Origin of the sequence: Bradyrhizobium sp. 44 (genome assembly GCF_023073095.1) — a bacterium.
Classification (GTDB): Bacteria; Pseudomonadota; Alphaproteobacteria; order Rhizobiales; family Xanthobacteraceae; genus Bradyrhizobium.
In genome coordinates, this window is the sequence record NZ_JADPIY010000043.1 from 1 (window position 1) to 11,914 (window position 11,914).

At 65.0% G+C, this 11,914-nt stretch carries 10 protein-coding genes and 2 pseudogenes; 1 reads left to right on the top strand and 11 read right to left on the bottom strand.

Annotation, left to right across the window (positions count from 1 at the left end):
- The 11 genes and pseudogenes from IVB41_RS34975 to sdhC form a co-directional block, all read right to left on the bottom strand.
- Positions 1–273, bottom strand: a pseudogene (locus IVB41_RS34975) (OmpA family protein); the annotation flags it as partial.
- A gap of 185 nt (positions 274–458) precedes the next feature.
- Positions 459–701 carry a hypothetical protein gene (locus IVB41_RS34980; protein WP_007604217.1) on the bottom strand — a complete coding sequence of 81 codons (243 nt, stop codon included), beginning with the start codon at positions 699–701 and terminating at the stop codon, positions 459–461.
- Positions 701–1,186 carry a pyridoxamine 5'-phosphate oxidase family protein gene (locus IVB41_RS34985; RefSeq protein ID WP_247284959.1) on the bottom strand — a complete coding sequence of 162 codons (486 nt, stop codon included), beginning with the start codon at positions 1,184–1,186 and terminating at the stop codon, positions 701–703. Before IVB41_RS34985 ends, IVB41_RS34980 begins: the two co-directional genes overlap by 1 nt.
- Before the next feature lie 72 nt (positions 1,187–1,258).
- On the bottom strand, positions 1,259–1,645 hold the full coding sequence (locus IVB41_RS34990) for a VOC family protein (protein WP_247439340.1): 387 nt from the start codon (positions 1,643–1,645) through the stop codon (positions 1,259–1,261).
- A gap of 21 nt (positions 1,646–1,666) precedes the next feature.
- On the bottom strand, positions 1,667–2,491 hold the full coding sequence (locus IVB41_RS34995; protein WP_247439343.1) for an FkbM family methyltransferase: 825 nt from the start codon (positions 2,489–2,491) through the stop codon (positions 1,667–1,669).
- A gap of 106 nt (positions 2,492–2,597) precedes the next feature.
- Positions 2,598–4,553: an ABC transporter ATP-binding protein/permease gene (locus IVB41_RS35000; protein ID WP_247439345.1), complete on the bottom strand. Its 1,956-nt coding sequence runs from the start codon at positions 4,551–4,553 to the stop codon at positions 2,598–2,600.
- A 53-nt stretch (positions 4,554–4,606) separates the two neighbouring features.
- Positions 4,607–6,780: pseudogene (locus IVB41_RS35005) on the bottom strand (ATP-binding protein).
- A gap of 189 nt (positions 6,781–6,969) precedes the next feature.
- Entirely contained in the window at positions 6,970–7,752 is a 783-nt protein-coding gene (locus IVB41_RS35010; RefSeq protein ID WP_027566351.1) for a succinate dehydrogenase iron-sulfur subunit, read from the bottom strand.
- Between the two features lie 42 nt (positions 7,753–7,794).
- On the bottom strand, positions 7,795–9,630 hold the full coding sequence (gene sdhA, locus IVB41_RS35015; protein ID WP_247400591.1) for a succinate dehydrogenase flavoprotein subunit: 1,836 nt from the start codon (positions 9,628–9,630) through the stop codon (positions 7,795–7,797).
- 3 nt (positions 9,631–9,633) lie between these two features.
- Positions 9,634–10,050 carry a succinate dehydrogenase, hydrophobic membrane anchor protein gene (gene sdhD / locus IVB41_RS35020; RefSeq protein ID WP_007598776.1) on the bottom strand — a complete coding sequence of 139 codons (417 nt, stop codon included), beginning with the start codon at positions 10,048–10,050 and terminating at the stop codon, positions 9,634–9,636.
- Positions 10,047–10,445, bottom strand: coding sequence for a succinate dehydrogenase, cytochrome b556 subunit (sdhC, locus tag IVB41_RS35025; RefSeq protein ID WP_027566353.1), 399 nt, complete (start codon positions 10,443–10,445; stop codon positions 10,047–10,049). The genes sdhD and sdhC overlap by 4 nt, the downstream gene beginning before the upstream one ends.
- Before the next feature lie 517 nt (positions 10,446–10,962).
- Between sdhC and IVB41_RS35030 the strand changes: the two genes are divergently transcribed.
- Positions 10,963–11,823 (top strand): sulfite exporter TauE/SafE family protein, encoded by an 861-nt coding sequence (locus IVB41_RS35030; protein ID WP_027566354.1) that lies wholly within the window; start codon positions 10,963–10,965, stop codon positions 11,821–11,823.
- Positions 11,824–11,914 lie beyond the last annotated feature (91 nt).

Consider the following 11,914-nt stretch of genomic DNA (forward strand, 5'->3'; position numbering starts at 1 on the left):
GCGCGGCGGTGCGGCAGCCGGCGGAGGTGCCGCGGGCGGATGGGGCGGTGCAGCTGCGGGCGGCGGTGCGGCCGGGCGCGCGGGCGCCGCAGGCGGCGCGGCCGCTGGCGGTCCCTTCGGCGGCTGCTTCGGTTTTCCGTCAGGGCCGGTCTCTTGTGGCTGCGCCTGCGCGACGACGAGCGGCGGCGCGCCTTGTGCATGCGATGCGGAGCTTGCGAATTGCATCGCGGTCAGAGCCGTGGTGGCAAGCAGCACGAAACGAAGGTTGGTCATGTGGTGAACTTCCCCGGAAGGTTCTTTGACGAAGTGTTGGGATGAACAGCTACGCGTTAGGCCGGATTGTGGCGGACGAAGCGGGCGCGGCCCGATTTATTTCTGCACGCAAATCACCTCACTATGGTGACGTTCATTGCGCATTCAGACGCAGGTTGCAATTGCCTCGGATGTGATGCGTCGCCTCATGCGCGATCCCGCGGCGGACTTGCATCCGTCGCGGGATTCGGCGTGAGCGGTCCGTTCGGTCCGCGTGATGGAATCTCTTCAGGCATGCGGCCCGGCAATTCGTCGGGCGGCGCTGGCGAGCCGGGCTCGCGCACTGGCGGCGCGATTTCAGGCTGCGGATTGCCCGGCGGAATCCCCGGCGGCGGCTCGGTGGGTGTGCCCGGCGTCGACGGCGGAATCTCGGGCGGTTCAATCGGCATTACATCGAGACCTTGCGGTTGTCGCCGAGATCGGGCCGCGTGTTGGTCACTGCCGCGGCCGCCATCTTCACATAGGAGATCACGGTGCCGGGCGAGTCCCAGAACTCGGCATCGTCGGGCGTGACCTTGAGCACGCGGATGTTGGGATCTTCCGCAGAGTCCCACCACGCCTTGGCCGGCGTCGAGAACAGCTCCTTGATCTTCGCACGGTCGTTGGAGACGACGGCAGTGCCGGTCAGCGACACGTATTTCTGGCTGCTCGCATCCGCGAACGACAGGTTGATGGACGGATTGCGCGCGATCTCCTCGTCCTTGTGACGCCGCGCGTCGGTGAGGAAATATATCGTGTCCGCGTTGCGATCGAGATAGGCGCTCATCGGCCGCGCGCGGAGCTTGTCGCCATCGCGCGTCACCAGCATCGCAAATCCGATCGTCTTCATCAGATCCCATACGCGATCGACGTCGCGGGCATTGTCGTTGGCCATGTCGTGCTCCTTCTTGCAAGGGACGACAACGGCGCGCGCGGAACGAGGTTCCGGCCGGAAGATGGAACTTATCTATTCCGGCGCGTGGCAAACCGCCTCGATGTTGTGGCCGTCAGGGTCGAGCACGAAGGCGCCGTAATAGGTCGGGTGATAATGCGCCCGAATGCCGGGCGGCCCGTTGTCGCGCCCGCCCGCCGCGATCGCCGCCTTGTAGAACGCGTCCACCGTGGCGCGGTCCTTTGCCAGGATCGCGACATGCACCGGCTTGTTCAGCGCGCCCTCGCCGCCGATCCAGAAATCCGGCTTGCCATCGGCGCCGAAGCCGGCGGCCGGATCGTGTCCGGTCTGCTCCTGCGTGACCTCCATGATCAGGCTGTAGCCGAGCGGGGCCAATGCCTCGGCGTAGAACGCCTTGGCGCGCTCATAGTCGGAGACCGGGAAGCCCATATGGTCGATCATCGTCACCTCCGTCGTTCGTCGTCAACGCGACAGGAACGTATTGCTCCGCGTCTTGCGCGCAACCACAAAACCGCGCGCGACCATGTCAGCGATACAATCTTCCCGCCAATCCTTTTGTGATAAATGCTCGATCACCACCGCGCGCGGCCATAGCGATTGCGGCGCGTCGCGGAAGAAGCCGATCAGCACGCGATCCTCGAAGCCCTCGACGTCGATCTTCAACGCGTCCACCTTGGTGACGCCGGCTTCGTCGAGAATGCGCGTCAACCGAAGCGAGGACACTTTGATCGCCTCCGTGCTGGCCGTGCCGGTGACGACATGCGTAGCGCCGAGATTGCCGCCCCCGCTCTCGATCATCAGCTCGCCGTCGCTGTCGCCGGCGGCCGCCTGCACCAGGCGCACCTGCGTCGCTTTCGACGCGGCCTGGTTGAACGAGAGCCGTCCAAACGTCATCGGATGCGGCTCGACGGCGACCACTTTCCCCGATGGCCCGACCTGTCGCGCCATCACTAGTGCAAAGGTGCCGACATTGGCGCCAACGTCGACGAATACGCCGCCCGCGGGGGTGTGCTGGCGCAGGAAGTCGAGCTCGTCGAGATTGTAATCGGGATTGAACAGCGCACCGCGCTCGGTCGCGCTGCCCTGATGATAGAAGCGGAACGATGCGCCCTGGTACTGCACGTCGACGGGGCCACCGCCCAGCAGGTTCACCAATCGCGACAGCCAGGGCCGGAACGCGCCGCGCTTCAGCCGCGATTGTGTCGCGAGGCGAATGATCGCGGCCTGCGCCGCGTTCGGCGCAAACGCGCCGAACGGCGCGGACGAAGGGGCATTGTCGGTCGCCAAGTCAAAGTCCTCATTGCAAGCGGCGCATGCATAGCCGGTTTTGCCGAGGACTCCAACGCTCGATCCGGACACAATCGCCGGGACAACGAAGAAAAGAGACCGAACCTCACGCCGCCTTTTTCGGCGGCTTGCGCTGCCTCAGGAAGCGGCCGAGCAGCTTGCGCTTGCCCTTGCGCGGGATCAGCTCGATGTCGCTGACGAGCTTTGCGCCGCCCTTGCGGCGCTCCAGCACGATCTTGCGGCTGTGGAAGGCTTCCAGCTCGACGCGATGCGCGACACTGACGATGGTCGCCTTCGGCAGCTCGTCGGTGATCATCTTCATCATCTTGTCCTGGCTCTTCTCGTCGAGCGCCGAGGTCGCCTCGTCGAGCACGACGATGTCAGGGCTGTGCAGCAACAGTCGCGCGAAGGCCAGGCGCTGCTTCTCGCCGCCGGACAGCGTCTGGTCCCACGGTGCCTCTTCCTCGATCTTCTCCTTGAGATGGTCGAGACCGACCTTGTGCAGGGCCTCGCCGATCTCCTCCACGGTCCAGTCGTCTTCCGCGCCGGGATAGGCGACCGCGCGGCGCAAGGAGCCTGACGGCACGTAGGGTCGCTGCGGCAGCATGAACAGCCGCCGGTCGGGATGGAAATTGACGCTGCCGCCGCCCCACGGCCAGAGCCCGGCGATGGCGCGCACCAGCGTGCTCTTGCCGGTGCCGGATTCGCCGGCCACCAGCAGCCGCTCGCCAGCCTCGACCACCACCTCGGTCTCGCCGACCACGGCGGTGCCGTCGTCGAGCGTGACGGAGAGATCGTTCAGCTCCAGCATGGCGTCGTTGCTGGTCTCGCCGCGCTTGATGCGGCCGATTCCGTCGCCCTGCTCGGCGCGCTCGAGACCGTCGAGCGACATCATCAGCGATGCGATGCGGCGAGCGCAGGCATTCCAGTCGGCGAGCCGCGGATAATTGTCGACCAGCCAACCGAACGCGCTCTGCACGATGGTGAAGGCGGAAGCCGCCTGCATCACCTGACCCAGCGTCATGCTGCCGTCGAGGAATTTTGGCGCGCAGAGCAGAAGAGGGACCACGGGAGCAACGAGGCTCGATCCCTGCGACACCAGCGTGGTGCGCATGTGCTGACCCGCCAGCCGCGCCCATTGCCGAAGCACGTTCGTGAAATTGCGGTCGATGCCGTCGCGCTCTTCCTCCTCGCCGCCGAGCAGCGCGATGCTCTCGCCGTTCTCGCGCACGCGGGTCAGCGTGTAGCGGAAATCGGCCTCGGCCTGGTTCTTGTCCTCGGAGACCTGCACGAATTGGCGGCCGATCACCAGGATCGAGCCCGAGGCGATTCCCGCATAAAGCATCGCGGCGATCACCAGGAAGCCGGGAATGGTCACCGACGATCCCGCAAGCGTGACGGTGAGCGCACCGCCGATGGTCCAGAGCACGACGATGAAGGTCACGGCCGACAGCAGCGCGGACGTCACGCCGGCGAGAAAATCCACCGGCGAATCGGTCGCGACGCGCAGATCCTCCGCGATCCGGTATTCCGGATTCTTGTGGTCGCCGCTGACGAGATTGAGCTGGTAATAGCGGCCATTGCCGAGCCAGCGCGTCAGCACGCTTGCCGTCAGCCAGGCTCGCCAGCGCCGCTGGATGCCCATGCGCGCGAACACTTGTGCCACGCCGAGCAAGATGCTGCCGATCGCGAGCGGGAAGAACACCGCGGTGAGATGGAAGACGGTGGACGCCTCGCGCTTCTCGATCGCGTCGAAGATCGCCCGATTCCAGACGTTGATGCCGTATTGGAAACCGACAGTCAGGACGATCAGCACGCCGAGGCCGATGGAGTAGAGCCATGCCAGCCGGTCGCCGTTGCGGCCCCAGAAGCCGCGCGCGCTGATCCAGAAGCGGGTGAGGAGATAGTCCTTGCGGGCCTGCTCGGCCTCTTCGGGCGACAGCGCCGGGTCGGGCTCGACCAGCTCGGGCGGCGGCGGAGCCACTTCCTCGCCGGTCTCGCCGACGATTTCAACAATGGGCAGCTTCTTGCCCGATTCGCGCTTTCCGGCCGGCTTTTGCATGACCGGATAACGCGAGCTAAATCAAAAGGTTCCCGCGAGTTCCGGGTGTCGGTTCATTCGGCGGCGCCGTTGCGGACCCGGCGGCGCCGCGCGAGGCGGTGCAGCACGCGCGATAGCTGATCGATCGCGTAGGGCTTTTGCACGAGCTCGAAATCGACCTTCCCGTCCTGGGACAGCGCCTCGCTGTAGCCGGTGGTCAGCACCACCGGCACGCCAATGCCGCGGTCGCGGACCGCCTGCGCGAGATCGAGCCCGGTCATGCCGGGCATCACGATGTCCGAGAAGACGACATCGAAGCGATCGGCATCCATGACCAGCTCGGCGAGTGCGTCGGTTGCATTGTCGACCAGCGTGATGCTGTAGCCGAGCTCAGTGAGGCCGTCGGCCGCGAAATTGGCGAGCTCGATATTGTCCTCGACCAGCAGCACCGATATGCCGCTGCCGGCCACGGCCGGAGCCGTGTTCGGTGCCTGCCGCTGCGGCAGCAAATGCGGCGCCACGCGCGGCAGATAGAGCGAGAAGGTGCTGCCGTGGCCCACCTCGCTGGTGACTGTCACCTCGCCGCCGGACTGGCGGGCGAAGCCGAACACCTGCGACAGGCCGAGACCGGTGCCGTGGCCGACCTGCTTGGTGGTGAAGAACGGCTCGAAGATGCGCTCGAGCCGCGCAGCCGGAATGCCGATGCCGGTGTCACTGACGGCAATACCGACGAAGCCATGTTTGCCAGGAAGCTCATGGTGACCTGAAAGATCAGGGTTGCCCGAGACGGGAGCCCGCGTGTCCGCAATTGTCTCCGCGGCCTCGACCTCGAAAACGATCCTGCCCTTGCCGTGCATCGCATCGCGCGCATTGGTCGCCATGTTGATCAACGCCGTCTCGAACTGGCTTGCATCGGCATTGACGAGACAGGGCTCGGCCGGCAGCCGCATCGCGATTTCGATCGCGGGCCCGAGCAGCGTCGCGAGCATGTCGTGCAGTGACTGCAGTCGCGCGCCGACGTCGAACACTTCCGGCTTCAAGGTCTGGCGCCGCGCGAAGGCGAGCAGCTGCGAGGTTAGCTTGGCCGCGCGCCCGACCGCGTCCGCGATGGCGGTGATGTAGCGCTGGCGCCGCTCCTCGCTCAGTTGCGGCCGGTTCAGCAGATCGACCGAGGCGCGAATCACGGTCAGGAGGTTGTTGAAGTCGTGCGCGACGCCGCCGGTGAGCTGGCCGAGCGCCTCCAGGCGCTGGCTGTGCTTGAGCGCCTCCTCGGCTTCGCGCCGCGCGGCGGCCTCGGCCTGGAGATGCTGGGTGCGCCGGAACGCGAACGCCAGCAGCAGAAACAGCAGCGCGGTGGCGGGAATGCCGAACACCAGATGCTGGCCCATGGTGGCGAACCAGCGTGCGCGGATTGCCGAGGTCTCCAATCCCGCGCTGACATAGATCGGATATTCGGCGATGCGTCGGTAGCCGATGCGCCGCTCGACCTCGTCCGATGGCCAGGCGATGGTGATGAGGCCATGCTCGGGATGAGCTGCGATGCTCCGGCCGACCGGCCCGTTAGGATCGAGCCTGAGGTCGCGGTCCAGCCGTGGAAGATGCGCCAGCACCACGCCGTCAGTGCGTCCCATGGCGACGAAGCTGCCGGCATCGGAGCCGATCCTGGCGTAAAAGCTCTCGAAATATTCCGGCAGGACGGAGGCCTGGATCACGCCGATGAAGCTGCCGTCGTCGGAGCCGCGGCGGCGGCTGACCCCGAAGAAGCGCGCGCCCTGATAGGGCTGACGCGGCGTCAGGGGAACACCGATGTAGCTGCCGATGCTCTGATCGACATGGGCCGCAAAATAGTCGCGGTCCGCAAAGCTCTGTGCCGGCGGCGGCGAGGCCAGGCTGTTGACCAGCGACTTTCCGTCCGCATCGAATATCCATGCCGATTTCAGCTGCGGCAGCGAATCGGTCAGCTGCTTCAGGCGGCGGTGCAGGGCCGGCTCGCGCGAGCGGATGATGTCGTCGGGCATGCCGCGCACCACCTCGTTGATCTCGGCGAGGCTGCGGTGATCGTCTCGAACACCTTGAGCGCGTGCTCATGCGCGACATCGAGGGTGCGCTCGATCTCGCGGTCGGCGATGTCTTTGGTCGAGGTGTAGGAGATCGAGGCGGCGATCGCGAACAGCGCAATCGGCAGCGCCAGGGACGCAGCCATCATCCACTGCAGCAATCTCAGCGAATTGCGTTGTGCGCCCTGCACGGTCGCTCCGGTCCCACGCCGGAGAGCTTACTTGAATTTCGCGCCGGGAAGGAAGCGGCTTGTAGCGGGAACCAGAGGTTGCAACCTGCCGGCCTGCTCGTGCAGGGGCGGAGGCAAAATCTGCTCGAATACGCGCCCGCCGTAGAATGCCCCGGCCATTCCGGCCGGGGATCGCAGCATAAGTGACGCCTAGATCTGGCGCTCGACCATCTTGAGCTTGAGCTCGGCGATGGCTTCCGCCGGGTTGAGACCCTTCGGGCAGGCTTTGGCGCAGTTCATGATGGTGTGGCAGCGATAGAGGCGGAACGGATCCTCGAGATTGTCGAGCCGCTCGCCGGTGGCTTCATCCCGCGAATCCGACACCCAGCGGTTGGCCTGCAGCAGCGCGGCAGGACCGAGATAGCGCTCGCTGTTCCACCAATAGCTCGGGCAAGAGGTCGAGCAGCAGGCGCAGAGGATGCACTCGTAGAGCCCGTCGAGCTTCTCGCGGTCCTCGTGGCTTTGCTTCCATTCCTTCTGCGGCGTCGGCGAGGTCGTCTTCAGCCACGGCTCGACCGAAGCGTACTGCGCGTAGAAATTGGTGAGGTCGGGGATGAGGTCCTTCACGACAGGCTGGTGCGGCAGCGGATTGATCTTCACCGCGCCGTCCTTCACGTCGTGCATCGAGCGGGTGCAGGCCAGTGTGTTCTGGCCGTCGATGTTCATCGCGCAGGAGCCGCAGACGCCTTCGCGGCAGGAGCGGCGGAAGGTCAGCGACGGGTCGATGTTGTTCTTGATCCAGATCAGGCCGTCCAGCACCATCGGCCCGCAATCATGGGTGTCGACGTAATAGGTGTCGACGCTCGGATTCTTGCCGTCGTCCGGGTTCCAGCGATAGACGCGGAATTCGCGAGTTTCAGTCGCGCCCGCGGGCTTCGGCCAGGTCTTGCCGCCTGAAATCTTGGAGTTCTTCGGAAGTGCGAATTCAACCATTTCGATAAAGCTTTCGCTGTTCGTTCAGTACACGCGCGCCGTTTAGTAAACGCGAGCTTTCGGCGGGATGTACTGGACGTCGTTGGTCATGGTGTAGTCGTGAACCGGGCGGTACTCGATCTTGACCTTGCCGGAATCTTCCAGCCAGGCGAGCGTGTGCTTCATCCAGTTCTTGTCGTCGCGCTCGGAGAAGTCCTCGCGGGCATGCGCGCCGCGGCTCTCGGTGCGGTTGGCGGCCGAGTTCATCGTCACCACCGCCTGCGCGATCAGATTGTCGAATTCGAGCGTCTCGATCAGGTCGGAATTCCACACCAGCGAGCGGTCGGACACGGCGATGTCGGTGATGCCGCTATGGACCTTCTCGATCAGATTCTGGCCTTCGCTCAGGATGTCGCCGGTGCGGAACACCGCGCAATTGTTCTGCATCACGTGCTGCATGCCTTCGCGCAGCTTCGCGGTCGGCGTGCCGCCGGAGGCGTAGCGGTAGTGGTCGAGCCGGCCGAGCGCCAGATCCGACGAGTTCGCCGGCAATTCCGGCTGGCTGGCGTTTGGCGTGAGCTTCTCGGCGAGGCGCAGCGCAGCGGCGCGGCCGAACACGACGAGGTCGATCAGCGAGTTGGAGCCGAGGCGGTTGGCGCCGTGCACGGAGACGCAGGCGGCCTCGCCGATCGCCATCAGGCCCGGGATGATGGCGTTGTCGTCGCCGTCCTTCTTGGTCAGGACCTCGCCGTGATAGTTCGTCGGGATACCGCCCATGTTGTAGTGCACGGTCGGCACGATCGGGATCGGTTCGCGCGTCACGTCGACATTGGCGAAGATCTTTGCGGATTCCGAGATGCCCGGCAGGCGTTCGGCCAGCACCGCGGGATCGAGATGGTCGAGATGAAGGAAGATGTGGTCCTTCTTCTTGCCGACGCCGCGCCCCTCCCGAATCTCGATGGTCATCGCGCGCGAGACGACGTCACGCGAAGCCAGATCCTTGGCGGAGGGCGCATAGCGCTCCATGAAGCGCTCGCCCTCGGAGTTGACGAGATAGCCGCCTTCGCCGCGCGCGCCTTCGGTGACGAGACAGCCCGAGCCGTAGATGCCGGTCGGGTGGAATTGCACGAACTCCATGTCCTGCATCGGCAGGCCGGCGCGCAGCACCATGCCGCCGCCATCGCCGGTGCAGGTGTGCGCCGAGGTGCAGGACGCATAGGCGCGGCCATAGCCGCCGGTCGCCAGGATAACGGTCTGGGCGCGGAAGCGGTGCAGCGTGCCGTCGTCGAGCTTGAGCGCGATGACGCCGCGGCAGGTGCCCTGGTCGTCCATGATCAGGTCGATGGCGAAGAACTCGATGAAGAACTCGGCCGCGTGGCGCAGCGACTGGCCGTACATCGTGTGCAGCATGGCGTGGCCGGTGCGGTCGGCGGCGGCGCAGGTGCGTTGCGCCTGGCCCTTGCCGTAGTCCATCGTCATGCCGCCGAACGGGCGCTGGTAGATCTTGCCGTCTTCGGTGCGCGAGAACGGCACGCCCCAGTGCTCGAGTTCGTAGACCGCCTCGGGCGCGTTGCGCACCATGTATTCGATCGCGTCCTGGTCGCCCAGCCAGTCCGACCCCTTCACGGTGTCGTACATGTGCCAGCGCCAGTCGTCCTTGTGCATGTTGCCAAGCGACGCCGAGATGCCGCCCTGCGCCGCGACGGTGTGCGAGCGGGTCGGAAACACTTTGGTGATGCAGGCGGTCCGAAGACCGGCTTCGCTGCAGCCGACCACGGCGCGCAGGCCCGCGCCGCCGGCGCCGACCACGACGACATCATAGGTGTGGTCTTCAATCGGATAGGCTTTGCCGTTGGTGGCGGGAGCGCCGTTGCCCTTGCCATTGGTCTCTGTGGCCATGGGTTAGACTCCGGAGGAAAGTTTCAGGATCGCGTAGGTCGAGGCGAGCGCCACGGCGAACGAGAAGAAGTTGTTGAGCATGATCGAGATGAGCTTGAGCTTCTCGTTATGGATGTAGTCCTCGATCACGACCTGCATGCCGATCTTCATGTGCCAGGCACTGGCGAAGATGAAGAGCAGCAGGATCACCGCGATCGGCAGCGAGCCGAGGATCTGCGCGGCGCCGGCCTGGTTGCGGCCGAGCAGCATCATCACGATCACGATCACGGGGATCATCAGCAGCGTCATGGCGACGCCGGTGATGCGCTGGCGCCAGAAATCGGACGTGCCCGAATGCGCAGCGCCAAGATTGCGCACGCGGCCGAGCGGGGTGCGCATGGAGGAGCCCTTCGGAGCGCCGTGGGATTCGTCGAAACTCATCGGCCGCCTCCGATCGCGTAGGCGATGATCCAGACGAGGACCGTGAGCACGATGCCGCCGATCAACGCGCCCCAGGTCAACGCTTCGCGCTCATTGGCCTTGAAGCCGTAGCCGAGGTCCCAGACGAAATGCCGGATGCCGCTGAGCATGTGGTGCATCAGCGCCCAGGTGTAGCCGAACACGATCAGCCGGCCGATGATGCTGCCGGTGAAGGCCTGGACGTGGCCATAGGCGGCAGGGCCGGAGGCCGCCGCAATCAGCCACCAGGCCAGCAGCAGCGTTCCGGCGTAGAGGGCAATTCCGGTGGCGCGATGGACGATGGAAAGCGCCATCGTCAGCGTCCAGCGGTAGACTTGCATGTGCGGCGAAAGCGGTCGTTCGATCCGTGCGGTCATGGGCTTCGATTGCTTTATTGCGGCCCAGCATGGGCGCGCGGGGATCGCGAAAGGTCGGCTCTATTTACGGAGTCGATTTCACCTGCGCAATCACCAAATCGCCATAGATCGAACTTCGGTTCAGCTCTAGGCCCTTGATGTAACAAGGCCAATCGGCGGCTTGGTATACCAGGGCCATGGCGCACCGGCTAAAGAACGAACACAAATTCATGTCTTGCCGCAGAGCTGCGGCGCATTGAAATTACTATTGGAACGGCTCTAAGCCGCCGCAGGCCAACCAGGGTTCGAACCAGTCATCCAAGACATTCGAACCGGCAGGGATGATCGGCGAGCAATCTTCAATTTCCGCGAAGCGCACCGATTTTTCGCGAGACGGGCGGATATGCGCAACCCGCATCCCACCCCAGACCGCCGATGCGGCGGTCGACCCGGCAAATCAGATCGCCTAGAGCATTGCGGGCAGCTGTCCGAGCGATGCATCGGAGAAGCTGCGACCCACCGCCGGGGCAGGTCAGGGGTGATTGCAGGACTCGATATCAAGGAGATCGTCGAGCTCGCGCTGTTGCTGATCGCAACCGGCGCGCTCTCCGGATTTCTGGCCGGCGTGTTCGGCATCGGCGGCGGCGCAATTCTGGTGCCGGTGTTCTACGAGTGCTTCCGCATCGCCGGTGTGCCGCTCGAGGTGCGCATGCCGCTCTGCATCGGCACTTCGCTCGCCGTGATCATCCCGACCTCGATCCGTTCGTTCCAGGCGCACTACAGACGCGGCGCCGTCGATCTTGCGATCCTTCGGGTCTGGTGGCTGCCGATCCTGGTCGGCGTCGTCGCCGGCAGCGTGGTCGCGCGCTACGCACCGGAGCGGCTGTTCAAGATCGTGTTCGTCGCCGTCGCCTGGTCGGCCGCGGTACGGCTGATCTTCGCGCGCGAGAGCTGGAAGCTCGGCGATGATTTGCCGAAGGGGCCGCTGATGCGATTCTACGGCTTCTGCGTCGGCATTTTGTCGACGCTGATGGGCATCGGCGGTGGATTGTTTTCGAATCTGCTGATGACGTTCTACGGCCGCCCGATCCATCAGGCCGTGGCGACATCGTCGGCGCTCGCGGTGCTGATCTCGATCCCCGGCGCGCTCGGCTACATCTATGCCGGCTGGCCTGCGGCCGCGCACTATCCCGACGTTGCAGCCCTGCAAGTCCCATTCGCGCTTGGCTACGTCTCCCTGATCGGCGCCGTGCTGGTGATGCCGATGAGCCTTGTGACAGCACCGCTCGGTGTGAAGGCTGCGCATGCAATGTCGAAGCGGACGCTGGAGGTCGCGTTCGGGTGCTATCTGTTCATCGTCGGCAGCAGGTTTGTGATGAGTTTGTTAGGCGGACAGTGACCGCCCCAAACTCCGTCATTGCGAGCGAAGCGAAGCAATCCAGGGGTCTTTCCGCGGCGGCACTCTGGATTGCTTCGTCGCAAGAGCTCCT